The following is a 25318-nucleotide window of genomic DNA, read 5'->3' on the forward strand; positions in this document are numbered from 1 at the left end:
GGCATCGCGGCACGCCCACCTTGACAAATGGCCGCTCCCCCTGTGTTAGGCGCAGCCAGTACCGGCGCGGCATCCATCCGCGTCCTCCATTCATTGGAAAGACTTGTTTCATGCACGCCTATCGCTCGCACACATGCGGTCAGCTTCGTAGTTCCGACGTCGGCAGCACCATCCGCCTGTCAGGCTGGGTCCATCGCAAGCGCGATCATGGTGGGGTGCTCTTCGTCGATTTGCGCGACCATTATGGCATTACCCAGATTGTCGCCGACAGCGACAGCCCGGCCCTGCCCATCCTGGAATCGCTGCGCGTCGAAAGCGTGGTGACGATCGATGGCGAGGTGAAAGCGCGCCATGCATCGACGGTGAACGCCGGTCTGCCTAGCGGGGAAATTGAGGTGTTCGCGCGTGGCGTCACCGTCCTAGCTGCTGCCGACGAACTGCCCATGCCGGTCGCCGGTGAACAGGAATATCCCGAGGAGATTCGCCTGCGCTACCGCTTCCTAGATCTGCGGCGTGACACGCTGCACAGCAATATCGTCAAGCGGACCAGGATCATCTCGGACATGCGCCGCCGTATGGAAGGGGCTGGTTTCACTGAATATTCGACACCGATCCTGACCGCGTCGAGCCCCGAAGGCGCGCGCGATTTCCTCGTGCCCAGCCGCATCCACCCGGGAAAATTCTATGCGCTGCCTCAGGCTCCCCAGCAGTACAAGCAGTTGCTGATGGTGGCCGGGTTCGACCGCTATTTCCAGATCGCACCCTGTTTCCGCGATGAAGACCCGCGTGCCGACCGTCTGCCGGGCGAGTTCTACCAGCTCGACCTCGAAATGAGCTTTGTCACCCAGGAAGAGGTGTGGGATACGATGGAGCCGGTGATCGCCGGCGTGTTTGAAAGCTTTGCCGAAGGTAAGCCGGTCACCCCGGCGGGCAGCTTCCCGCGCATCCCTTATGCTGAAGCCATGCTCAAATATGGCAGCGACAAGCCTGACCTGCGCAACCCCATTCTCATCCATGATGTCGGCAGCCACTTTACCAGTTCAGGCTTTGGCCTGTTTGAAAAAATCGTCGGCGAAGGCGGAGTGGTTCGTGCCATTCCGGCGCCGGGTACCGCAGACAAGAGCCGCAAATTCTTCGACGAGATGAATGAATGGGCGAGGGCTGAGGGCTATGCCGGCCTTGGCTATGTCACCCGCAAGGGCGGCGAGTTTGGCGGGCCGATTGCCAAGAATCATGGTGAGGAGGGCATGCAAGCGCTCTACGCGGCCATGGGCCTTGGTCACGATGATGGCTGTTTCTTTGCCGCTGGGAACGAGGCACAGGCCGCCAAATTGGCGGGTGCGGCCCGCACCCGCGTCGCGGAATCGCTCGGCCTGATCGACAAGGACCGGTTCGAACTGTGCTGGATCGTCGATTTCCCGTTTTACGAGGCAGACGACGATACCGGCAAGATCGACTTCGCCCACAATCCCTTCTCCATGCCTCAAGGCGGGATGGACGCGCTCAACAGCGGCGATCCGCTGGCGATCAAGGCGTTCCAGTATGACATGGTCTGCAACGGCTATGAAATCGCATCGGGTTCGATCCGTAACCAGTCCCCTGAATTGATGGTCAAGGCCTTTGAACTGGTCGGTCTGAGCAAGGCTGACGTCGAAGAACGCTTTGGCGGCATGTATCGCGCCTTCCATTATGGTGCCCCGCCGCATGGTGGCATGGCAGCTGGTGTCGATCGGGTCGTAATGCTGCTCTGCGGCGCGCAAAACCTGCGCGAGATCACCTTGTTCCCGATGAACCAGCGGGCCGAGGACCTGCTTATGGGGGCACCCTCCTATCCGGAGGAAAGGCAGCTCAAGGAACTCAGTATCCGCCTCGCTCCCGGCGTGGTCCAGGGCTGACAGTGACTGGGCGCAGTCGCCAACCGGTCGAGCATCGCTTTGCCGATGCTGACGGCGACATTTGCTGGTTCGAATGGGGGGCGGCCCGGCCCGACCGACCCAGCCTGTTGCTGCTCCATGCGACCGGGTTCCATGCCCGTGTCTGGGATGCGATGGTTGATTGCTTTCCGTCCGATCAGCATGTGATCGCCCCGGATGCGCGTGGCCATGGCCGCAGTTTTCGGCCGGAAAGCCTTGGCAATTGGGCTGATACTGCCAGTGATCTGGCCAGCTTTACGCAAGGCCTTGGCCTCGGCCAGCTGGTTGTGGCCGGGCATAGCATGGGTGGTTTCTGTGGGGCTTGGCTCGCCGCCCATCATCCAGAGCGGGTCGCGCGTTTGATCCTCGTTGATCCGGTGATCATGGACCCGGCAATGTACCCCGAAGGGAATTCCAGCCCTGTCGCCGGGGTTGAGGACCATCCGGTTGCCCGTCGCCGCAATCACTGGGACAGCATGGAACAGATGGTGGAGCGCATGGGTTCGCGCGCACCCTATGACGCCTGGCTCCCCGACATCCTTCAAGATTATTGCCGCCATGGCCTGTTGCCCTTGCCGGACGGGGGATTTGAATTGGCCTGCCCGCCAGCTCTCGAAGCGTCAGTGTATATGGGGAGCTGGCGCAGCAATCCCTATTGCTTCATCAGCGACATAGGCTGCCCGACGAGTGTCATTCGCGCCAAGCAGGAGGAGCGGTCGGGTTTGATGGACTTTTCCAACAGTCCGACCTGGCCGGGACTCGCCGCTGCTCTGCGCCATGGCCGGGACCTGCACTGGGCTGACCGTACACATTTCATCCCGATGGAAGATCCGGCCCGTCTGGCCGCATTCATCATGCAAGAGATTGAGTCGGCAAGCTAATTCGACAGGTTACCAAACTGGGTAAAGCTGTTCGCCAGCCAAGTCCCATTTTGCTAGGATGGAGGCCTTTCTCCCCAAGGAGGTCGCCATGTCCATACAGCTCTCCGACCATGAGGCGGGCAAGAAATTTGACGGCGATTACGCCGCCAGACTGATTGAACTGCAAGAGCGTTTGGGCCGCCTCCAAGCGGCGCATATAGCGGCGGGCCACACCAGCATTATCCTTTTTGAAGGATGGGATGCGGCGGGCAAGGGCGGTATTATTCAGCGGCTTTGCGCCGAATGGGACCCTCGCTATTTCGAGGTTTGGCCTATCAGTGCCCCCAGTGAGGAAGAACGAAACCGTCATTTTCTCTGGCGCTTCTGGAAACGCTTGCCTGCCCGAGGTGACATCGCCGTGTTCGACCGCAGCTGGTACGGCCGGGTCGCGGTCGAGCGCGTTGAAGGCTTCGCCAGCGAGGCTGCATGGCGGCGCGGTTACGACGAAATCAACGAGTTCGAAGCCGGGCTGACCAGCAATGGCACCACCCTGATCAAATTGTTCGTCCATGTGACCCAGTCCGAGCAGGACCGCCGGCTCGCCAAGCGTCTTGATGATCCCTGGAAACGCTGGAAGACCGGCAAGGACGATTATCGCAACCGGGCGCGTCGCGACGACTATCTTTCGGCCTACGCCGAGATGTTTGAACAGACAGACACGCGCTGGGCGCCGTGGACGGTGATTGATGGCAACAACAAAAAGGCAGCGCGTATAGCCGCGCTCACACATGTCGTTGAAACGCTGGAGGCGGTTGTGCCGATGGTCCCCCCGCCGCTTGATGCCGAGGTTGTGGCCTTGGCCCATGCCGCGTTCGGCTATGAACCGAAAGCACCGGATTCAACGGCTGGGCAGGTGGTCGGTGGATAAACCAAAGCGGCTTGTCAGCGATTCGCACAGGAACATTCGTGATTGTTACAGCAATATGACAAAATGACTTTTTTCTTTTATTGATCGAAAAATATGGCATCGTCCCCAGCATAAGGGCTTCAGCCCACGCGAAACACAGGAGAGTGCCATGTTTAAGGTCCTTGCAGCTGCAGCGCTCGTCGCGGGTCTTGCCGCTCCTTCGCTGGCGCAGGAGCGCTCGGGCGAAGTCGGCTATCCGGTCGGATCGCTTGGCTATGATGCGTTGGTGCGCGGCGATGTTCAGGCTGCCGAGCTCCAGTTGGAGCGCGGCAGCGGCGTTGCATCGACGGATCCGGCGCGGTTGATCAACCTCGGATATGTGCACATGCGCGCCGGTCGTTTCATCACTGCGCAGACACTTTTCCAGGCAGTGCGAGACAGTGAAGAACATTTCATCGTTGAGCTGGCCAATGGTGAAACAGCTGACACGCGCGATGTTGCGCGCCGCGCCCTGGGACGATTGCAGATGTCGATGGCGTCTCGCTGATCGACATCGCTCAGCAAAAAGGCCTGCATGCTGTCATGCAGGCTCTTTTTGTGTGTCTTAACTGTCGAAACCGACGAAGCTGACCGTCTCTTCCATCGGCTTGCGGTTCGAAACCACCGCGTTGGCCGGGAAATCATCGTCGGGCCAGCCCATGGCGACACAGATCATGATGACCTGATCATCCGGGATGCCGGCATGTTCACGCACCACCGGGCTTTGCATGATGCCCTGGCTGTTGATCACGCAGCCAAGGCCACGTGACCAGGCCGCATTGACCAGCGCATTGGTCACAGCGCCACAATCAAAAGGTGCGATGTCCCCTCCATAAACCGCCTTGTCATAGGTGATGACGACCGAAACCGGTGCGTCAAACTGGCGGAAACCGCGCAGCACCCAGTCGGTCCGCTTTTCCTTGTCATCGCGGGCAATGCCCATCGCGCCGAACAACTGCTTGGCAATTTCGATCTGCCGGTCCCGATGTACCCCGGCATAGGCTTCTTGCCGCCGGAACTCGCGTGACTCCGGCACACCGGCAAGGTTGCGCTCGACATTGCCGGCACGGATCCGGTTCAGCGGTTCGCCGGTGACGACATGGAAATACCAGGGCTGGGTATTGAGCGAGGATGGCGCCCGCACCGCCAGGGCGATCACCTCGCGGATCAGTGCCATGGGGACGGGATCGGGCTTGTATCCCCGGATGCTCCGCCGCCCCATCACCACATCATCATAATCCATGCCCGCTGTCACCCGCAGTTCCTCCCCCTGTTTGTGAGCAGGACTATGCACGGACGGGATGGGCAGGGAAAGCGGGGCTTATCCTGTCACTCGCGGCAGGGATCAGCCAGGATAGGTTATTGTCATGACTTCCCATTCCTTGATCCCTGCGGGCAAAGCCACCCGCCTCAGGTCACCGACCGCTGCACCCCGGAGGGCCAGGGCGAGCGGGGAATTCCAGCCGATCCGACCTTCACCTGCCTCGGCCTCATCGTCACCGACCAGCGTGACGGTGCGGTGCAGATCATCCTCATCAGCAATGGTGACAGTCGCGCCGAAATAGACGCGGGCCTTGTCGGGCTGTTGCGCCGGGTCAACGATTTTTGCTGCCTTCATCCGCCGCGCCAGCCAGCCCAGCCGTCGGTCAATCTCGCGCATGCGCTTGCGCCCATACAGGTAGTCACCATTCTCGCTCCGGTCGCCATTCCCGGCGGCCCAACTGACCACCTCGACGATCGCCGGGCGCTCAGTGCCCAACAAATGGTCATATTCCGCTTTCAGCGCGGCATAGCCGCCTGGTGTGATATAGTTGGGCCGGGGCTGTCCCGGCGCTCGCGCCTCAGCCATCAGCCCGGCGTGGATTTGCCGAGATAAGTGCTCAGCAAGTTGCGCTGCCCTTGCGGAGCATTCGGCCGCATCGTCTCATAGACAACCGCATTCTCCATCACCCGTTGCACATAATTGCGGGTTTCAGTGAAGGGGATGGCCTCGATCCAGTCGAGTATGTCGACGCTGCCGGTGCGGGGGTCGCCATTGGCGACCAACCAGCGGTTCACATTGCCCGGACCGGCATTATAGGCCGCGACCGCCAGCGGGTAGCTGCCATTGTAATAGCGGACCATGCGCTGGAAAAAGGCGCTGCCGAGCATCATGTTATACTGCGTGTCGCTGGTCAGGGCGGACAGATTATAGCCCAACCCCAGCAAGCGGGCCTGCTCCGCCGCAGTGCCCGGCATCAACTGCATCAGGCCACGCGCGCCAACTCGGCTCATCGCCGCCTTGTCGAACTGGCTTTCCTGCCGCGTGATGGCGTGGATGAACGTCCAATTGTCCTCATGCCCCGGCGGAACGTTGAGGATCGGGAAGGCGGTGGGAACATAATCATCGAGACCGTTCACCCGCGCGCTGCGGCCTACCATCACAGCCAGGTCGGGGCGGCCGATTTCGCCAGAGAGACGGGCGGCAAAATAATGGTCGGCATCGCTGCGGGCATTGTTGGCAATGGCGCGCAAGAACAGGGACTGGTCCCGCCAGGCGCCGATTTCGCCCAGCACGCGCGCTGCCCGCACCAGGCTGCTGTCTTCGAAGGCTGCCCGTTCAGCCTGTGAATAGCTTACCGGATCGGCACTGGCCGGACGCGGCTGCGCCTGACCAAGGCGCTCGAGCGCGAGCTGGCCATGGAACTGGTCAAAATGCCGTGCTGCCCGGCCAAAATAGTCGTTGGCGAGAGTCAGATCATTAGCCGCCATTGCTGCGCGACCAGCCCAATAGAGGCCTCGTGCCTGCACCTGTGGCGATCGGCCACCAGTCGAATAAAGAGCAAACAGACCCACCGCTTCGCGGGGGCGACCCAACTGCTTCAGAGCGATGTTGGCGGCCAGCCACAGGGCGTTGGTATATTCATCGCGCACCCCCAGCCCTTGTTCAACAACTACTGTGCCGAGCGGCAGTGCATCATCGACCTGCCGGGCGATGTTATAGGCTGTGGCATTGTCACCGGCGCGTTGTGCGCCGCGCGCTTGTTCAACAATCAGCTCAAGCCATTTTTCCGGGTCTAGTGGCGGGACTGCCAAAGTGCGAGGCCCGGCCAGCAGGGCTCGCGCCGCACCAGCCTGTCCGCTGGCGGCAAGCCATGTCGCCTTGTCGAACAGATAGCCGGCGTTGGTGCGGGCCAGTGCGGGATCGGCGGCCTCCGCCTCAGCAGCGCGCAGCGCAGCGCCGGTTGCGCGCGAACGCATGGCGAGCCGCGCCTGAAATTCCAGCCTGCGTTCGGGCGATACGAGCGCGATCTGGCGCGTCGCGGCGGTTGTCGATCCGCTCCACAGCAGTCGCTCCATGCGCGCATCCTGATCCGCCTGACTCAGGGCGCCAGGGAAAAAGGAAAGCAGCCGGCTTTCCTCATCCGCGTTCAGCACGCCGCTCGTCCATGCCCGGCGCGCTGCGGCATTGGCTTCGTCCATCCGGTTGGCTGTGCGCAGAGCCAGCGCGTGGCGCAGATGTCCGGCTGCATTGGTCGGCGTGAAACGGTCAAAATAGGCGGTGGCACTCGCCGGAATAAATCCTCCGCTGTCGAGTGCCGCTTCGGCCGCCCGTTTCAGCTCGGCTTCGTTGGGCCATCCCGGATTGGCCATCAGAAAGGCGGCAACCCGATCGAACGAAGGGCGCTGCACCCGGGTCAGCGCTTGCCATTCGATCACCGCCTCGGCGGCGGCATGCGGCATCGCCGGGGCAGGGACTGCCGGCGCGGCGGCTATCCGGCTGGCATACCAGGCCCGCTGTTCAGGCTGCAATTCGGACGCCATGCACATGGTCGGCGTCAGCAGCAAAGCGGCCATCGTCATCCGCGAAACTGCGGTCTTCGAAATCGCTATTCTGGAAACCATGCTTGCCATAATGGGGGTCGATTCCTTATCTGGCGCTGAACGGGCGAACCGCGCCTGCCTTTCCGCGCCATTTTACGCGAGTCTAGGCCGGACGAATCCTGCCTGTAAAGGAGCTATACCATGTTTGCGGGCTCGATTCCGGCCCTGGTGACACCGTTTCGCGACGGATTGATTGACGCCGATGCGTTACGCCAGCTGGTCGAATGGCAAATTGCCGAGGGAAGCCACGCCCTCGTCCCCTGTGGCACCACGGGTGAATCGGCGACACTTGGTTTTGACGAACATTATCGTGTCATCGAAATTGTCATCGAACAGGCAGCGGGACGGGTGCCGGTTATCGCTGGCTGCGGATCGAACGATACGGCAACCGCGGTTCGTCACATGGCCTTCGCCAAATCGGCAGGCGCCACCGCCGCGCTGATTGTCGCGCCTTATTATAACCGCCCGACGCAGGAGGGTATTTACGCCCACTTCGCCCATCTTGCCGAGCACAGCGACCTGCCGATGGTGGTCTATAACGTGCCCGGACGCACCGTGACGGACATTTCATCCGACACTCTGGCCCGGATCGCCCGGTTGCCGGGCGTTGTCGCGGTAAAGGATGCCAGCGGCGATTTGGCACGGGTGACCGAACATCGGCTGAACATTGGCAAGGATTTCTGCCAATTGTCCGGCAACGATGACCTTTGGCTGTCGCATTACGGGCTGGGAGGCAAGGGGTGCATATCGGTCACGGCCAATGTCGCGCCGGGCCTGTGCACGGATTTCCACACCGCCTGTGTCAGCGGGGATCATGCGGCGGCGTTGAAGCTGCATGAACGCCTCTATCCGCTGCACAAGGCGATGTTCTCCGACGCGTCGCCGGCCCCTGCCAAATATGCCCTGTCGCGCATCCACAGCTGGTTTGATCCGGAAGTGCGATTGCCGATCATTCCGGCAAATGCTGCTGCCCGCGCGGCCGTCGATGCCGCGCTGGCCCATGCGGGGATTGTCACCCTCTGATGGCACGCCCGCATCACAGCGCATTCGATAAGAAGAAGGTCGTGGCAGACAACCGCCGCGCTCGTTTCGACTATGCGATTGATGAAGTATTCGAAGCAGGTATCGCGCTTACCGGCACCGAAGTGAAATCCCTGCGTTTCGGTGATGGCAGCATTTCGGACAGCTATGCCGAAGTGAAAAATGGCGAGGTGTGGCTGGTCAACAGTCATGTGCCGGAATTCAGCCATGGCAACCGCTACAATCACGAACCGCGCCGGCTCAGGAAATTGCTCTTGTCATCGCGCGAGATCCGCAAGTTGCATGGCGCTGTTGCCCGCGAAGGCATGACGCTGGTACCATTAACGGTATATTTCAACAGTCAGGGCAGGGCAAAGGTCGAACTCGCTCTGGCCAAGGGCCGCAAGGCGCATGACAAGCGCGAGCATATCAAGGAACGCGACTGGAAGCGGGAACAGGGCCGCATCCTGCGGGACCGGGGTTAGGGCAGGCAGGCAGATGAGCAGGTTCGGGAAATGGGTCAGGCGTAACAGCCCGCGCCGTGAAGAGCTGCTGGAAAGCCGCTGGCTAAAGCCCTTTGCCCATCGCATCAGTCACAGCGAACTGTGGCGGTTTACTCGCCGGTCGGTCCCGCGCGGGGTTGCGCTTGGCTTGTTCGTCGGGATTTTCCTGCTGCTTCCGGGAGTTCAGATTATCGGCGTGGCTTTGCTAGCGTTGCCCTGCCGCGCCAATATCCCGCTCGGCGCAGCAATGACCTTTTTGTCGAACCCGGCAACCACGCCCTTCATCATCGCCTTTTCGGTCTATGTGGGCAATGTGGCCTTTGGCCTGCATGCCGATGTCTCGACATTTGATAGGCTGATGGCCCAAGGGGCGTCGATGAGCCAATGGGCCGCCTGGTTTCTCTCCGATGCGGCGCCAGCATTCCTTGCAGGACTGCTGATCGTCTCGGTGGCGTCGGCGGCGATTGGTTATGTCCTTGCTTCGGTCATCTGGACCGCCTGGCTGCGTCAGAAATGGCGTATTCGCCTGCGCCAACGGATCAAGGCGCGGATGCATGCCATAGCCGAAGCACTTGATGATTGACCGGACGATTGAACCGGACGATTGCACCGTTATAGTTGACTATCACTCGAGCCGGGCGTGCCACAGGGCAGCCTGATCAGAACAGGATTGCTTTGTCATGCGCACCACCCGCATCGCGGCGCTCGCTTTTGCCGCCGTCTCGTCCATTGCCCTTGCATCGTGCGCCACACCGGTGTCGCCGCAATCCACGGCAACCGATGCGGCGCCGCAGCCTGTGACTCCTGCGCGGCCTGCCCCCCAATATGGCCTCTTCGGTTTCGACACGGCGGGTATGGACCGCACTGTTGCCGCTGGTGATGATTTCTATGCCTTTGCCAATGGCACATGGGCTCGCACCACCGCCATCCCCGCCGACAAGTCCAACTATGGCATGTTCACTGCGCTCGGTGATCTCAGCCTCAGCCGCACGCGGGCGATCCTGGATGAAGCGCGCGCTGAACCGTCGAGCCGCATCGGCCGGGCCTATGCATCCTATCTTGACGAAGCAGCGGTCGAAGGGCGTGGCCTGGAACCGATCACACCCTGGCTGAACAAGGTTCGTGGCCTGCGGAGCAATGCAGACTATGCCGCGCTCGCTTCCGACGCGGCCCGTGCCGGCATTTATACCGCCTTTCCGGGCTATATCGGGCAGGATGACCGCCATCCGGACCGCTATATCACCGCGATGTTCCAGGGTGGCATCGGTATGCCTGACCGCGACTATTATCTGGAACCGGCGGAACGTTTTGCCCGCACCCGGACGGCCTATTTGGCTTTCCTCGAGCAGATGCTGACGCTGGCCGGTGAACCCGATGCCGCGCCCCGCGCCCGGGCGGTGATGGAGTTCGAGACGCGCATTGCCCGTGCCCATTGGAACAAGGTGGACAGCAGCGACGCCAGCAAGACCTACAACAAGCTTAGCATTGCGGATCTCCAGCGCTCGGCTCCGGGCTTTGACTTCGCGGCCTATTTGCGCGGCATGGGGGTGACCGAGAACGAGGTGCTGGTGGCCCAGCCTTCAGCCTTCACCGGGATTGCCCGCGAATATGGCAACGCCCCGGTTCAGGTGCTGCGTGACCAGCTGATCATCCGCAGCCTGTCGACCTATGCCGATGAATTGCCCAAAGCGATCAGCGATGCCGACTTTGCCTTTTATGGCACCGCCCTGTCCGGAACGCCGCAGCAGGAAGATCGCTGGAAACGCGCGGTGCGCTTTACCGAAGGGCTGCTCTCCGATGAGCTGAGCCAGATCTATGTCGCCCGCCATTTCCCGGCCGAATCCAAGCAAGCGATTGACCGGCTGGTCCGCAATGTTCTCGACGCACTGGCCGTCCGCATCGACAATCTGGCCTGGATGCAGCCGCAGACAAAGGTTCGCGCCAGGGCAAAACTGGCCAATTTCACGGTCAAGATCGGTTACCCTGACCAGTGGCGAAGCTATGAAGGTCTGGATATCCGCAGCGATGACCTGTTCGGCAATGCCTGGCGCTCGAACGAATTCGAACATGCATACCAGATCGGCAAATTGGGCACAGCGGTGCGCCGTTGGGAATGGGGCATGACGCCGATGACGGTCAATGCCTATGCGAATTTCAGCATGAACGAAATTGTGTTCCCTGCGGCCATCCTGCAACCGCCCTTCTTTGATCCTCATGCCGATGATGCGATCAATTATGGTGGTATCGGCGCAGTGATCGGCCACGAAATCAGCCATCATTTTGACGATCAGGGCGCCAAATATGACGAAAATGGCCGTCTCTCGGATTGGTGGACGCCGGAAGATGTCGCCGCCTTTAGTGCGGCCGGTCGCCGGCTTGTGGAACAATATGATGCCTATGAGGTGCTCGGCGAGCGCATCAATGGCGAATTCACACTGGGTGAGAATATCGGTGATCTCGCCGGCCTTGCCATCGCTTATGACGCCTACAAGAAGTCGCTCAATGGCGCGGAAGCGCCGGTGATAGATGGAACCACCGGTGACCAGCGTTTCTTCCTGGGCTGGGCACAGGTATGGCGCCGCAATTATCGCGATGCCAATTTGCTTCAGCGTTTGACCACCGATCCCCACTCGCCATCGGTTCAGCGCGCCTGGGTGGTCCGCAACCTTGATGCCTGGTATGGTGCCTATGGCGTTCAATCCGGTGCCCGCCTCTATCTGGCGCCGGAACAGCGTGTGCGTATTTGGTGACATCAGACGCGGTCCACACCCATTTGTTTTCGGCGCAAGCCGGCTGGCGCAGATATGTGCCCGTCGGGCTGGTGGTGCTTGCCGCCATGCTCAGTGGCCTGTTGGTCTGGTTGCCGACACAGTCCGCGGCGCTTTCGGCCGGTTTCACCGGCGTTGGCCTGTTGGCGGCAGCGGTGGTTTGGGCATTGCGCAAACCGGGCACCACAGGCGTGCCGGTGCTCGCCGAAGTCAGCGATTGGGCACTGGTGCGTGCTGTTGCTGACAGTGACAGTGGCGGTATCGCCATCACTGACCGCACGGGCAAACTCGTTTGTGCCAACGATCTTTACTGTGACTGGTTTGGTGGAGCGGTCACTCCGCCCAACCTGCCCGTGGAGGCGCGGACCAATGCCCTTCTGGCAGAGGCGGGCCGGACAGCCTGGCGCGATGGCGAAGCGGCGGTTGCCGCATTCCTCTGCAAGGGTCGGGAAATGACCGGCACCGTGCAGCGCGTTGGCCGCACGCAGGACCATTTGCTCTGGCGCTGGATTGTCCATGTCAGCCGCGATCCCGTGCAGGAGGCGGCTGACGCCCTTGGCGGAGCTGCGGGCCGCCTGCTGGGTGAATCGGGCGTCATGGCTGTGCTGGTGACCCCTTCGGGCACCATCCGGGCCGCGAATGCTTCATTCCGTCTGCGTGCCGCCGGCAGCATTGACGCAAAGGTCGAGGGGCATGACTTTGCTGCCGCTCTGCGCATCGACGCGCAGGGCTTGATCCGGTTTGCCCGTGAACGCGAGGGGGAAGGGGCCACGCCGCTACGCGTCATAGAGGTTCCGTTTGACCGTCAATCGGACTCCGCGCCGCTCATGCTGTTCCTGATTGACGAGGAAGGGGGGCTTGCCGAACGCGGCATTGCTCTCGACTATGTGGAAAGCCTGTTGACGGCCTTGCCCTTTGGAATGGCGATGGTGGACCGCGACGGGCGTTTCCTCTTCGTCAACACGGCGTTCATCAAGGCAGCGGGCCTGCCCGACGGGACCCAACTCAGCTACCCCAGTGATCTTGTCGTGTCAGAGGACAAAGGTGCGCTGGGTGATGCGATCCGTCGTCACACCGGTGGCCGGTCGAGTGCCGGCGACATTTCGGTGCGGTTGCGCGGCAGCCCCGATGATCCGGTCTCCATTGGCCTGGTCGGGGTACGCGGCATGGGGGATGCCGCGGTCCTCCTTTCGCTGCGGGAGGCCGGCGGCGATGCGGAGCTGAAACAGCAGATGGTGCAAGCCGGCAAAATGCAGGCGGTCGGTCAACTGGCGGGCGGCATCGCGCATGATTTCAACAATATCCTCACCGCGATTCTTGGAAGCTGCGATCTGATGCTGATGCGCCACAGCCCCGGCGACAGCGATTATGACGATATCCAGCAGGTGCGCAGCAACTCCAATCGCGCCGCCAATCTGACGCGCCAGTTGCTTGCCTTTTCCCGTCAGCAAACGCTGCGTCCGCAAATTCTCAACCTGTCCGACATTGTTGCCGATGTCTCGCACCTGCTTGAACGCCTGATTGGTGAACAGGTGACGCTGACGGTTCAGCATGGTCGCGGCATTGGCCCGGTGCGGGCTGACCCGGTCCAGCTCGAACAGGTGATTGTCAATCTGGCAGTGAACGCGCGGGACGCCATGCCACGTGGCGGCACGCTGACCATTGCCACCCGGTCGGTGAAGCCGCCCGATATCAAGGGGCGTGATGGAACCGAAGCCATGCCGCCCGGCGATTACAGCTTGCTGACGGTCAGCGACACGGGCACCGGCATTCCCGCCGATGTCCTGCCCAAGATTTTCGATCCCTTCTTCACCACCAAGGATGTGGGCAAGGGCACTGGCCTTGGCCTTGCCACCGTTTACGGAATCGTCAAGCAATCGGGCGGCTATATCTTTGCCGACAGTGTGCCGGGCCAGGGGACGAGCTTTTCCATCTACCTGCCGGTCTATCACGGCCCGGAGGAGGTAAGCCAGGCCGCCCCGGCCACTCCGGCAACCGCGCGCAGCCTGCATTGGGGCAGCGGCACCATCCTGCTGGTCGAGGACGAGGATATGGTCCGTGCTGTCGCCGAACGCGCCCTTGTCCGCGCCGGCTATACGGTGGTTGCCGCCATTAACGGCGAGGACGGGCTCGAGAAGTTTGCCGGAATGGCAGAGGTGGATCTGATCATTTCCGATGTGATGATGCCGCAAATGGATGGCCCGACCATGGTGCAGGACATTCGCCAGCGTCGCGCCGATGTGCCTGTCCTGTTCATGTCCGGCTATGCCGAGGAACAGTTGCGCCAGTCGATTGCGCTGGCCAATGTCGCCTTTTTGCCCAAACCCTTTTCGGTGGCTCAGTTGATCGACGCAGTGGCCGTCATCCGGGGTGCTGCGGAATAAGGGCATCAGGCGCAGAGGGAGTGCAGACAGATGACACAATGGCTCAAGCGCATTGGCTGGACCCTGGGCGTACTCGCGGTACTGCTTGTTGCCGCCTTTGTCGCGCTGCGCACACCCGATACTGACCGGGAAGCCATGATCGCCAAATATTCGGCGGCGGGGGATCGCTTCATCACCGTCGCTGATGGCGCGCGCATCCATGTCCGTGACAGTGGCGGGGACGGACCGGCAATGGTACTGCTCCACGGATCCAACGCCAGCCTGCACACATGGGAACCGCTCAAGCGCGAACTGGCGGGCTACCGTATCGTCACCCTTGATCTGCCCGGTCACGGCCTGACCGGAGCCACCCCGACCCACCGCTACGACCCTGACGAAATGGTTGCAGCCGTCGATGGGGTGGTCAGCGCGCTCGGTCTGGAAGGCTTCGTCCTCGGTGGAAACTCCATGGGCGGCGGCATCAGCTGGCGCTATGCTCTCGCCCATCCGGCAAAGGTCCGGGCGCTCCTCCTCATCGACGCCGCCGGTATGCCACCGCGTGCGGGAGACAAGCCGCCCGCCAGCAACATCGGCTTCCGCATCATGCGCAGCGGCTTTGGTCGCTGGCTGGGCGGCCAGATCACCCCCCGCTTTCTGATAGAAAGATCGCTGCGTGGCTCAGTGTCGAACCAGTCGGTCGTCACCGACGCTGCGGTTGATCGCTATTGGGAACTTTTGCGCTTCCCCGGCAACCGGGAGGCCACCGGCATCCGCTTTGCCCGCGGCTTTGCTGATCCCGCCGCTGCGGAACGCATCCGGACCATCAGTGTGCCCACCCTCATCATCTTCGGTAGTGAGGACCGGATCATCAGCCCCAGCGCGGCACAGAGCTTTGCTGAACGCATCGCCGGGAGTGAGGTCATCATGATGGACGGCATCGGTCACCTGCCGATGGAAGAGGCCCCACAGGCGACGGCAGAGGCGATCAGGGACTTTCTTGCCGGCAACTGAGCCCGCCGCCGGTCAGGCCGCCGCGCGCTTGTCTCTTGGCCGGTCGAGAAAGGTGTTGATCACCTTCATCGATTCCTCTGCCTGACCGACAAGGAACAGGTGCCCGCCGCCCTCGACGACATGCAATTCGGCACCGGGAATCAGTGCCTTGAGGAACTTTCCGTTCTCCAGCGGGACGATATTGTCTTCGTCGCCCATCATGATCAGCGTTTCGGCCTTGAGCATGAAGGGGAGGAAGGGGGCACTGGTCCAGCCGAGCAGGGCAAGCAGCTGATAGGCATAGCCAATGCCCGACGGCGGCTTGAGCCGCGCGACATGGCCATCCGACCCTTCGGGCTTGCCGCCATACAGTGTCTCGAAATTCTTGGCCATGTAGTCGGGATCAACATAGCGGCGCGGATTGGCCATTTTCGAAAGGGCGCTGAACTTGCCCGGCATCATCATCCAGCCGGCGGATGTGGCGGCAAGGATCAGCCGCTCGACCCGGTCAGGATATTGCATGGCGAAATGCTGGGCCATGGCGCCGCCCCAGCTGACTCCCATGACGTCAAACCGGTCATAGCCAAATTCGTCCATCAGCAGCGACGCGGTGCGCGACATGGTGACTGCATTATAAGGGACGACCGGATCCGGGCTTTCGCCAACGCCCGGCATGTCAAAGATGATGAAATCCCGTTCGCCCATTTGCCGGGCAAAGGGAGCGACCAGTTCGATATTGGCGCCAATGCCATTGAAAAAAAGCAGCGGAGGATGGCCCGAACTAGGGTCTTTGGCCAGCCAGCGGGCCACGCGCAACTCCCGACCGCCAACCGAGCGAATGCCGACTTCGGCGTCACCGAGTGGGTGGTTGGGGATGTGCGTCATTCACTTGTCCTTTGCGAACCCGTCCGGTGACGGCTGCCAGGCCATGAACGGGAGGCTCATCTATGTTGCGCTGCAACAAAAAACAAGCCCGCCGTTCATGCGAGCGGTCGATCAGCCATGGGCATAGCTGCCGGGCGCCGCTTCGATCGGCGGATATTGCTTGCTGCCCAATGTCTTGGGCGCGTCGACCAGCTTGCCGGCCCGTTCCTTGAGCCATTCAGCCCAAAACGGCCACCAGCTGCCTGCCACTTCTTCAGCTTGGCCCAGCCAGCGATCAACATCGGCTGGCGGCTTCTTGTTGGACCGGTAAAATTTGGCCTTGGGGTTACCCGGCGGGTTGAGGATCGCCTGGATGTGGCCAGATTGGGAAAGGACAAATTCGATATTCTTGGAACCGAACAACTGGGTCGACCTGTAACAGGCTTTCCAGGGTGTGATATGATCGGTCACCCCGGCGAGGATGAACAGGTCCATGTCCACCTTCTTGAGGTCAACCGTGTGCCCGGCCAGCTTCACCTTGCCCGGATTGGCAAAGGGCTGGGTCTCGTAAAAGTCGAGATAGTCGCTGTGCAACTTGGCGGGAAGGTTGGTCGAGTCATTGTTCCAATAGAGGATGTCGAACGCCGGCGGGTCTTCCCCATGCAGATAATTGTTGATGACATAGTTCCAGACGAGGTCATTGGGTCTCAGCCAGGCAAAGGCTCGGGAGAGCGAGGCCCCGTCCAATATGCCCTTCTTGGCGCTGCGCTGCCGCGCCAGCTCGATACCATTCTTGGACACCAGTGCGCCCACCTCGCTGTCGGTTGCCTCTGGCTGGAGCACGCAGACCATCAGCGTCGCCGAATTGGCACGATGGTCCCCCATCGCGGCCATTTTCGACAGGATGGTGGCCAGCGTGATGCCGCCGGAACAGGCGCCGGCCAGATTGACCTTGTCCGAACCGGTGATGGCACAGACGACTCCGATCGCCTCGATCACCGCGTCGACATAATCCTCCAGCCCCCAATGGCCATGCTCTGCCTGCGGGTTGCGCCAGCTGATCAGGAAGGGTTGCAGGCCAGCGGCGAGTTGTAGCTGCACCACTGATTTGGTCGGTGTCAGGTCGTTGATATAGGCCTTGTTGATCTGCGGCGGAACAGTCAGCAACGGCACGCCATGCACCTTGTCGGTGGTCGGCGCATATTGGATCAGCTCCATCATTTCCGTGCGCCACACCACCTGTCCGGGCGTCACCGCGAGATTTTCGCCAACCTTGAACGGCCGCTTGTCGACCTGACTGACGATGGCATCATTGTGCATGATGTCGTCATAGGCGTTCTTCAGCCCCTTCATGAGCGACAGGCCGCCGCTGTCGATGGCCCGTTTGATTGCGCTTGGGTTGCCGGCCAGGGTGTTGGTCGGGGACAGGGCGTCCATGATCATTGCCGAGACAAAGCGTGCGCGGTTGCGTTCCAGCTCATCAAATGCGAGATCATCGATCCACGCTTGCGTGCTCTTCTGGACAGCCAGATAATATTGCACTCCGGCGCGATAGAATGGGTTGAAACTCCATGCCGGGTCGGCAAACCGTTTGTCCTTGGCGTCGGGAGCCAGTTCGCTTTTCCCGGTCATGATTTTCATCACGTCCTGATTGAAAGCGTTGACATGCTTCAACGTGGTGGCTGGGTTGGCCGCGGTTTCGCGTAACAGCGCACCCACCGCGCCAATCAGATCCTCACGCGCCAGACCGACCAGCGGACTCAGCGCGGCGCCGCCTTCAGGTTCACCGGACAGTTCGATTTTCGGCTTTTTGGCCATGTGGCGCTCCTCCCTCTTTCGACGGGGCAGGCGCACATTTCAGCGAGTGGCCCTCTCCCCGATCAGGCCGAGAGTGTGGCGCTCTCCGCCGCTTTGTCAACGGCTTCGGCTGCGCGTTCCCGCTCATACCGCAATGCGTCGAATATCTTGCCACCGCCCAGGAAGACCGACCCGGTGCACGCCGCCATCAGCATATAGCCGCCATAGCCCGGATATTGATCGAGATAGTGCATGCCGCGTTCAATCGCGCCCAGGCCCAGGGCATAGATAATCAGGCTGGCCTCAAACCGGGTCTTGATAACAAACAGTCTTTTGACCTTGGCCAGCATGATCCATCCCTTGTTGGTCACAACGAAGCAAGCCTTGTGCCATCCTCGCAAAAGCTGGCTTCCGGGCTTTCGGAAATGGTAAACTGTCAGTAAATCCGACAGGAGGGAAGGGCGTTAACCAAGCTGTGAAAGATTGAGCGCCGAGAGGAGCGCCTTGCGCGCCAAAATGACCCGCTCCACCAGCGCCGGATTGCCGAGGTCGGCCGGTGCGATAGTTTCTGGCCAATGCTCGGCAACAATGGCGGCGGCCCGATCCAGCTTGGTGGCGCTGCACAGGAACCGCGGATCGATTGTCGACGGGTCAGCCACCACCCTCAACCTCAGGCACGCCGGACCACCACCATTGGCCATCGATTGGCGCACATCGACAGGCAGCACCTGCCGGATCGGACCGTTGCCCGAAACATGCGTGTCGAGCCACTGCCTGACGCTTGGCGTGGCCATTGCCTCGGTCGGCACAACCAGCGCCTGCTCACCGCCGGGCAGGGTCACCAGTTGGGCGTTGAACAAATAGCTGCTGATCACATCGGCCAGTGGGACGTCCGCCTCGGCAACCTCGACGATTTCGCACCAGGGCGCGGCCGAAACTATGGCGGCATAGCTGGCCTTGCGGTCGGCAAAGGCGCTTTCGTGGCAAAACAGCACCCGCTCATTGGCCACCGCCACCACATCGTTGTGAAAGGCGCCGCCGGCAATCGCTGCCGGGTTTTGTTCGATGAACAGAGTCCGGTCCGCCGACAGGCCGTGGGCACGGGCAATTGCCTTGCTCGCCTCGACATGTTGCCGCGCGGGAAAAGCGCCGCCGCTCTTGCCATAGACGAATATCTCGACGCCCGGCTCGCCATGGCTGGGGGCGAGGCGCATGTGATTGGCCGCGCCTTCATCTCCAAAGGGTGCGGGCACGGGCTGATGCACGACAAAGGCAGGATTGGCAAAGGCCAGCTTGAGCTGTGCCAGCGTGTCCGTCCATTCATGGCTGCGGTGTGCCATGGTCATCAGATTCGCAACGGTCAGATGGCATCGGCCATCGGCAGTGTCAGCGGCCGGACTGACCGTAGCGGCATTCGCTGCCCACATGCTGGATGCGGAAAAGGCAGCGGCGCGCATGTGCGGTTCCGCGCTGGCGAAATCTGTCGCCAACAGCTCCAGCCAGCCCGCATTGGGCCGGGGGAGTGGCATGAACCAGCCTTGGACAAGGCCGCGCTCCATATTGGCGCGCATCTTGCCAAGGCCCTGCAACGCGGCCTCTCGCGGGCGGGATACGCCACCGGCATGGATGGCCGACGCGATGTTACCCGGTGATAGACCGGCATAATTGTGGCTCGGCCCGATCAGTCCGTCGAAATTGATTTCAGTGAGCATCGCTGTCAGCCCGCGATCCAGTCGATGCTGTCACCCACCGCGACGCCCAGCGTGTCGGCACCATCGGGATTGATCGTCACGCCGCCTTCGACCGGGACCAACCGGGCAAAGGTGCTGCGGAACGCCTGCCAACTGCCCGTCGACACCAGCGCCCGCTCGCCCTCCTCGGCGATGCCGACCACCACATCGGTCCGCGCATCACGGATCGATCGCACCTGGTCTGTGCGCGCGGTCATCGTCGGGCCGCCATCGAAAATGTCGATGTAATTCTCGTAGTTGAAGCCCTCATTCTCCAGCATGCGCATCGCCGCGCGGCCGGTCGGGTGGGGCATGCCGATGACGCTGCGCGCTGCCTCGGTCAGCATCGCGGTGTAAACCGGGTGCTTGGGCATCAGGTCGGCGATGAACTGGTTGCCATGCAAAGCATTGAACTGATCGGCTTCCTGGAAATTCATGCCAAAGAATTTGCCGGCTACCCCATCCCAAAAGGGTGATCCGCCGGCATCGTCGATCACGCCGCGCAATTCGGCAAGGATGCGGTCGGCGAAGATGTGCCGGTGCGCCCGGATGAACAGGTAACGGCTGCGCGCCAGCAACAGGCCCAAACCTCCGGCCCGCTCATGCGGGTGGAGGAACAGCCCGCCGACCTCGCTCGATCCTTCGAGGTCGGAAACAAGGTTCAGTGTTTCCGCCTTGAACGTCCGGTTCAGTTCCTCGCTGCGCTTGCTGATCGTCCCCAGCCGATAGCTGTAGAAGGGCCAGCGCACGCCGACCCGCGTGAAGATCTGGCACGTGCCGCGAATGTCACCTGTCGCCGCATTCTCCAGCATCAGCACAAACAGCCGGTCTTCCTCCGCGCTCTCCGGGTCGGCAAAGGCAGCGGCGGTCCGTTCCAGCTTGGCGGTCAGCGCTGATTTGTCGGGCGGCAGGTTGGTAAAGCCGCCGCCAGTCAGTTTCGCCATCTCATACATGGGTTGCAGGTCCGCCATGGTGGCGGGCCGGATTCGAAAACTCATACGCCCCTCATACGCCCCCTTGCCCGATAATCCTGAGGATCGACAGCGCCGACAGGCGCGCCCGCTCTGCCAGACTGTCAACCAGCAGATATTCCGCATCGCTGTGAATGCTGCCGCCGCGCACGCCCATCGTGTCCACAACCGGTACACCGCAGGCGGCAATATTGTTGCCATCACAGACACCGCCCGTGTCGCGATGGCCGATCGCCAAGCCCAGATCAGCGCCTGCCTGCTCCACCAGCGCGAACAGTTTCGCCGCCTTGGGGTCAATCGGCTTGGGCGGCCGGGCAAAACTGCCATGCATGTCGACGGTCACATCATGGTCGACCGCAATCGCCCATGTCAGGTCGTGCAGCAGGATACGCGCCTCTGTCTCGTCCTGTGGCGTCTTCGGCCTCAAATTGACGCGCAGCACGGCGAGGTCGGGCACAACATTATTGCCGCTGCCGCCATCAATCTTGGCCGGGTTGACCGATAAGCCTGGTCGCATTGCGGCCTTCAGCCGCACCGCAAGGTCCGCCGCCGCGACCAGCGCATTGCGCCCGTCCTCGGGATTGCGCCCGGCATGGGCCGACTTGCCACGCACGGTAATCGAGAAATTGCCGCTGCCCGGTCGTGCCCCGGCGAGCGTGCCATCAGGCAGGGCAGAGGGTTCATAAGTCAGAGCGGCAGCCTTGCCCGCTGCCCGCGCCTCGATCAGGGCGGAGGAGGACAGAGAACCCACTTCCTCATCGCTGTTGATCAGCACATCATAACCGAACGCGTCGCCCGCTCCGGCTGCTTCCACCGCCCGCAACGCCGCGAGCATCACAGCGATGCCGCCCTTCATGTCGGCAACACCCGGCCCGTTGAGCGTATTGGCATCCAGCCACTTCAGCCTCTGGAAGCTGTGGTCAGCCGGAAATACTGTGTCCATATGGCCGGTCAGCAGCAGGCGCAGCGGCGCTTCGGGCCGCACTTCGACCAAAAGGTGCCGCCCATGTGCCAGTGGCTGCACTTCGCCACTGGGGCTGACAGCGGTCACCTCGGCCGGTTCGACCAGCGACACCGATCCCGGCAGCGCCGCAAAGGCCGTTGCCAGCTCGTCGGCCATCTGTGTCAGGCCTGCCAGATTGCGCGATCCGGAGTTGATCGCTGCCCATCGCTCCACCTGCGCCAGCATCGCCTGCTGGTCGACATGGTCGATGGCGCGTTGTTCTGCGGGTGACAGGATGCTCATGCCCCAGCATAGCCAAAGCCGCGCCTTGTCTCCACCCCCGCCATCGTTGCAACCGCAACTTTTTGCCTGCGCGGCTGTGCCCTTGCCAAGCGCCTTGGCCCTTGCCATAGCGAAGCCGCTTCCTCCCCAGTGGCAACATCGCTATCGCCGCACCTTCTCCACGCGGCCCAAGGGAGCAGACAATGACCGATATGGAAACGCGCGCCGGCCTCGCCATCGACAGCGGCATGATCCGCTTCGTCGAGGAAGAGGTGCTGCCAGGTACCGGCATCGCCGCCGATGCGCTCTGGCAGGGGCTTGCCGAAATCCTCGCCCGTTTCGAGCCGCGCAATGCGGCCCTTGTCGCCAAGCGTGAGACGTTGCAGGCACAGATTGATGATTGGCATCGCGACCGCGTCGGTCAGCCTCACGATGCCGCTGCCTATCAGTCCTTCCTGTGCGACATCGGCTATCTTGTTCCTGAACCAGCGCCCTTCACCATCGGCACACAGAATGTCGATGCGGAAATCGCCACGACTGCCGGCCCGCAGCTCGTGGTTCCCGCTCTCAACGCCCGCTTCGCGCTCAATGCCGCCAATGCCCGCTGGGGCAGCCTCTATGATGCCTATTACGGCACCGATGCGCTGCCCGGAAAGGCGAAGCCCGGCGGCTATGACAAGGACCGCGGCGCGCAGGTCGTCGCCGCTGCCAAAACGTTCCTCGATGCCGCCGTGCCGCTCGTCAGCGGGTCATGGGCCGAATGGACAGGGGGCGGCACCCCTGCTCTTGCTAATCCGTCTCAACTGGTCGGGACCCGTGCAAACGGAAGTTTCTTGTTAAAGAACAATGGTCTGCATATCGAAGTGGTGATTGATCGTCAGCACAGTGTCGGCGCTGATGATCCGGCCGGTATCGCCGATGTCATCCTCGAGGCGGCGCTCACGACGATCATCGATCTGGAGGACAGCGTCGCCGCCGTCGATGCCACCGACAAGGTGGCCGGTTGGCGCAACTGGCTCGGCCTGATGAAGGGCGATCTCAGCGAATCTTTCGAGAAGGGCGGGCAGACGCTGACCCGCACGCTCAATGCCGACCGGCCTTGGGTCGGCACGGACGGCATGCCCTTCACCCTGCATGGCCGCAGCCTGCTGTTCGTCCGCAATGTCGGACACCTTATGACCAATCCCGCCGTCCGTTTGCCCGACGGCAGCGAGGCGCATGAAGGCCTGCTGGACGCCGTCATGACGTCAACCATCGCGCTGCATGATCTGAAACGCACAGGCAGCGTCAGCAATAGCCGCACCGGCAGCATCTATATCGTCAAGCCCAAGATGCACGGGCCCGAGGAAGCCGCGCTGACCAATGACCTGTTCGATGCCGTCGAGGATCTGCTTGGCCTCGCACGCCACACGATCAAGGTCGGCGTGATGGACGAGGAACGCCGGACCAGCGCCAATCTCGCCGCCTGCATCCATGCAGTGAAGGACCGCATCGCCTTCATCAACACCGGCTTCCTCGACCGGACCGGCGATGAAATCCACACCTCGATGCAGGCCGGAGCGATGATCCCCAAGGGCGAGATGAAGGCGAGTGACTGGATTGCCGCCTATGAGGACCGCAATGTCCGCATCGGCCTCGCCTGCGGCCTCTCGGGCCGCGCCCAGATCGGCAAGGGCATGTGGGCCATGCCTGACCTCATGGCGGCCATGCTCGAACAAAAGGTCGGCCACCCGAAATCCGGTGCCAACACCGCCTGGGTGCCATCCCCCACCGCCGCCACGCTGCACGCCACGCATTATCACAGCATCGACGTCTTCGCCCGCCAGCGGGAGATCGCCGGTGAGGCGGTGCCCGCGCTCGACCGCCTGCTCGCCATCCCCGTTGCCACCGGACGCAACTGGACAGAGGAAGAGGTCCGGCGGGAGCTCGACAATAATTGCCAGGGCATCCTTGGCTATGTCGTGCGCTGGATCGATCAGGGCATTGGCTGTTCCAAGGTGCCCGACATCAACGATATCGGCCTGATGGAGGATCGCGCCACACTGCGCATCGCCAGTCAGGCGCTGGCCAACTGGCTACTCCACGGCGTTTGCACGCCCGAACAGGTGGATGCCGCGCTGATCCGCATGGCCGCCAAGGTGGACGAACAGAATGCCGGTGACGCGCTTTATGAAAAGCTGACGCCCGACGGCATTGCCTTCCGCGCCGCCCGCTCGCTCATCTTTGACGGCGTCAGCCAGCCCAGCGGCTACACCGAACCGCTGCTGCACAGCTTCCGTCAAGTTAAAAAGGCCGCCTGACGACAGGGGGAAACGAAGGCGATCCGACCAAAGCCCGACGCCCGAGGGAGAGAGTGCCACACATGACCTACACGCTCTGGGGCTCGGCCCATTCGCTCTACACGGGTAAGATCCGCTCCTATCTGATTAAGAAGCGGCTTGCCTTTGTCGAGCGCTATCCGAGCAACCCGGAGTTCGCGACCCGCGTCCTGCCTGCGGTCGGCGTCAGGGTGATCCCCGTCCTTGAAACGCCCGACGGCCTGATCCTTCAGGATTCGGGCGATATGATCGATTGGCTGGAGGCGCATGAAGCCGGGCCGCAGCTTGAACCCGACTGTCCGGTGCAGCAGACCGTCTCGCTGTTGCTTGACGCCTTCGGCTCGGAAAATCTGCTGCCGCTCGCCATGCATTATCGCTGGAGCTATTGCGCCGATCAGGAGGAGTTCCTCCGAGCCGAATTCGGACGAACCATGGCCGCGGACATGTCGCGGGCAGACCGGCGCGAAGCGGCGGCGAAGACAATGGCCTTCTTCAATGGCTTCCTCCCCAATCTTGGCGTGACCGATGCGGTGATCCCGGCGATGGAGGCGGCGTGGTTCGAGCTCATGGATCTGCTCGACGAGCATTTCCAGCATCATCCCTATCTGCTCGGTGGACGCCCGTGCCGCGCCGATTTCGGCATGATGGCCCCGCTCTTTGCCCATCTCGGGCGCGATCCGGTGCCTGCGAATCTCATGAAGCTGCGGGCGCCCAACCTCTATCGCTGGACCGAACGGATGAACCTCGCCACAATCAGCGATGGTGAATATCCCGGCTATGCGGAAAGCTTCGCACCGGCCGGCACCGTGCCCGAAAGCCTGTTGCCGGTGCTGCGCCTGATCGCTGCGGACTGGGTGCCCGGCCTCAATGCCGATGCGGCCTGTTTCAATGAATGGGCGTCCGACAAGCCGGCCGGGACCATCGTTTCACGCAAGGGCGAACGACAGGTCCACCCCAATGTCGGCAGCATTGCCTTTGACTGGCGCGGCACGGTGATGCAGCGCGGCAGCCAGCCGCACATGCTGTGGATGCTGGCAAAGGCTCAGGCCAAGGCCGCAAGTCTAGCTACCCCGTCGGCTGAGAGACTTGCGGTGATCATGGCGGCAACTGACGGGCAGGCCTTGCTCGACCTGCCCATCAGTCGGGCGATGGCCCGACAGGACAATGTGCTGGTTCTTGCCTGACG

21 protein-coding genes are annotated in these 25318 nt (G+C 62.0%); 12 read left to right on the plus strand and 9 right to left on the minus strand.

Features of this window, described 5'->3' with window-relative positions; genetic code table 11:
- Nucleotides 1-110 precede the first annotated feature (110 nt).
- The 4 genes from aspS (at nt 111) to GV829_RS09665 (ending at nt 4227) form a co-directional block, all read left to right on the plus strand.
- Nucleotides 111-1895, plus strand: coding sequence for an aspartate--tRNA ligase (gene aspS / locus GV829_RS09650; RefSeq protein WP_169946171.1), 1785 nt, complete (start codon nt 111-113; stop codon nt 1893-1895).
- 2 nt (nt 1896-1897) lie between these two features.
- Complete coding sequence (locus GV829_RS09655) at nt 1898-2794, plus strand: alpha/beta hydrolase (protein WP_169946173.1); 897 nt, start codon at nt 1898-1900, stop codon at nt 2792-2794.
- Between the two features lie 88 nt (nt 2795-2882).
- Nucleotides 2883-3701 (plus strand): polyphosphate kinase 2 family protein, encoded by an 819-nt coding sequence (locus tag GV829_RS09660; RefSeq protein WP_169946175.1) that lies wholly within the window; start codon nt 2883-2885, stop codon nt 3699-3701.
- Between the two features lie 148 nt (nt 3702-3849).
- Nucleotides 3850-4227 carry a tetratricopeptide repeat protein gene (locus tag GV829_RS09665; protein WP_169946177.1) on the plus strand — a complete coding sequence of 126 codons (378 nt, stop codon included), beginning with the start codon at nt 3850-3852 and terminating at the stop codon, nt 4225-4227.
- 57 nt (nt 4228-4284) lie between these two features.
- On the opposite strand, the gene GV829_RS09670 is transcribed toward GV829_RS09665, so the two are convergent.
- The 3 genes from GV829_RS09670 to GV829_RS09680 all read right to left on the minus strand — a co-directional run bounded on the left by GV829_RS09670 (nt 4285) and on the right by GV829_RS09680 (nt 7556).
- Nucleotides 4285-4962 carry a nitroreductase gene (locus GV829_RS09670; RefSeq protein ID WP_169948192.1) on the minus strand — a complete coding sequence of 226 codons (678 nt, stop codon included), beginning with the start codon at nt 4960-4962 and terminating at the stop codon, nt 4285-4287.
- 102 nt (nt 4963-5064) lie between these two features.
- Nucleotides 5065-5568 carry a transcription elongation factor GreB gene (greB, locus tag GV829_RS09675; protein WP_169946179.1) on the minus strand — a complete coding sequence of 168 codons (504 nt, stop codon included), beginning with the start codon at nt 5566-5568 and terminating at the stop codon, nt 5065-5067.
- Nucleotides 5568-7556 (minus strand): lytic transglycosylase domain-containing protein, encoded by a 1989-nt coding sequence (locus GV829_RS09680; RefSeq protein ID WP_246202818.1) that lies wholly within the window; start codon nt 7554-7556, stop codon nt 5568-5570. Before GV829_RS09680 ends, greB begins: the two co-directional genes overlap by 1 nt.
- Before the next feature lie 168 nt (nt 7557-7724).
- Here GV829_RS09680 and dapA point away from each other — a divergent pair, with 168 nt between their 5' ends.
- From dapA to GV829_RS09710, 6 genes are all read left to right on the plus strand, one after another.
- Entirely contained in the window at nt 7725-8606 is an 882-nt protein-coding gene (dapA, locus tag GV829_RS09685; protein ID WP_169946181.1) for a 4-hydroxy-tetrahydrodipicolinate synthase, read from the plus strand.
- A complete protein-coding gene (smpB, locus tag GV829_RS09690) occupies nt 8606-9088 on the plus strand; it encodes an SsrA-binding protein SmpB (protein WP_169946183.1) in 483 nt (160 codons plus the stop codon). Before dapA ends, smpB begins: the two co-directional genes overlap by 1 nt.
- Before the next feature lie 13 nt (nt 9089-9101).
- On the plus strand, nt 9102-9689 hold the full coding sequence (locus tag GV829_RS09695) for a DUF2062 domain-containing protein (RefSeq protein ID WP_169946185.1): 588 nt from the start codon (nt 9102-9104) through the stop codon (nt 9687-9689).
- Between the two features lie 97 nt (nt 9690-9786).
- The gene (locus GV829_RS09700; RefSeq protein ID WP_169946187.1) at nt 9787-11856 is read left to right on the plus strand and encodes a M13 family metallopeptidase; all 2070 of its coding nucleotides are present in this window, start codon (nt 9787-9789) and stop codon (nt 11854-11856) included.
- An 86-nt stretch (nt 11857-11942) separates the two neighbouring features.
- A complete protein-coding gene (locus GV829_RS09705) occupies nt 11943-14258 on the plus strand; it encodes an ATP-binding protein (protein ID WP_169948196.1) in 2316 nt (771 codons plus the stop codon).
- Nucleotides 14259-14288: 30 nt separating this feature from the next.
- Nucleotides 14289-15248: an alpha/beta fold hydrolase gene (locus tag GV829_RS09710; RefSeq protein ID WP_169946189.1), complete on the plus strand. Its 960-nt coding sequence runs from the start codon at nt 14289-14291 to the stop codon at nt 15246-15248.
- 12 nt (nt 15249-15260) lie between these two features.
- On the opposite strand, the gene GV829_RS09715 is transcribed toward GV829_RS09710, so the two are convergent.
- The 6 genes from GV829_RS09715 to GV829_RS09740 form a co-directional block, all read right to left on the minus strand.
- Nucleotides 15261-16112: an alpha/beta fold hydrolase gene (locus tag GV829_RS09715; protein WP_169946191.1), complete on the minus strand. Its 852-nt coding sequence runs from the start codon at nt 16110-16112 to the stop codon at nt 15261-15263.
- A 111-nt stretch (nt 16113-16223) separates the two neighbouring features.
- Nucleotides 16224-17909, minus strand: a complete 1686-nt coding sequence (locus GV829_RS09720) for an alpha/beta fold hydrolase (protein ID WP_169946193.1) — start codon at nt 17907-17909, stop codon at nt 16224-16226.
- A 62-nt stretch (nt 17910-17971) separates the two neighbouring features.
- On the minus strand, nt 17972-18259 hold the full coding sequence (locus tag GV829_RS09725; RefSeq protein ID WP_343042815.1) for a hypothetical protein: 288 nt from the start codon (nt 18257-18259) through the stop codon (nt 17972-17974).
- Between the two features lie 93 nt (nt 18260-18352).
- Nucleotides 18353-19600, minus strand: coding sequence for an N-succinylarginine dihydrolase (locus GV829_RS09730; protein WP_169946194.1), 1248 nt, complete (start codon nt 19598-19600; stop codon nt 18353-18355).
- A 5-nt stretch (nt 19601-19605) separates the two neighbouring features.
- Nucleotides 19606-20616: an arginine N-succinyltransferase gene (locus GV829_RS09735; protein WP_169946197.1), complete on the minus strand. Its 1011-nt coding sequence runs from the start codon at nt 20614-20616 to the stop codon at nt 19606-19608.
- Nucleotides 20617-20623: 7 nt separating this feature from the next.
- Nucleotides 20624-21835, minus strand: coding sequence for a hydrolase (locus tag GV829_RS09740; RefSeq protein WP_169948200.1), 1212 nt, complete (start codon nt 21833-21835; stop codon nt 20624-20626).
- Between the two features lie 182 nt (nt 21836-22017).
- Here GV829_RS09740 and GV829_RS09745 point away from each other — a divergent pair, with 182 nt between their 5' ends.
- Together GV829_RS09745 and GV829_RS09750 are read left to right on the plus strand one after the other, a co-directional pair.
- A complete protein-coding gene (locus tag GV829_RS09745) occupies nt 22018-24114 on the plus strand; it encodes a malate synthase G (protein WP_169946199.1) in 2097 nt (698 codons plus the stop codon).
- A 62-nt stretch (nt 24115-24176) separates the two neighbouring features.
- On the plus strand, nt 24177-25316 hold the full coding sequence (locus GV829_RS09750; RefSeq protein ID WP_169946201.1) for a glutathione S-transferase family protein: 1140 nt from the start codon (nt 24177-24179) through the stop codon (nt 25314-25316).
- The last annotated feature ends 2 nt before the right edge of the window (nt 25317-25318 follow it).

Source organism: Sphingomonas lacunae (assembly GCF_012979535.1).
Classification (GTDB): Bacteria; Pseudomonadota; Alphaproteobacteria; order Sphingomonadales; family Sphingomonadaceae; genus Sphingopyxis; species Sphingopyxis lacunae.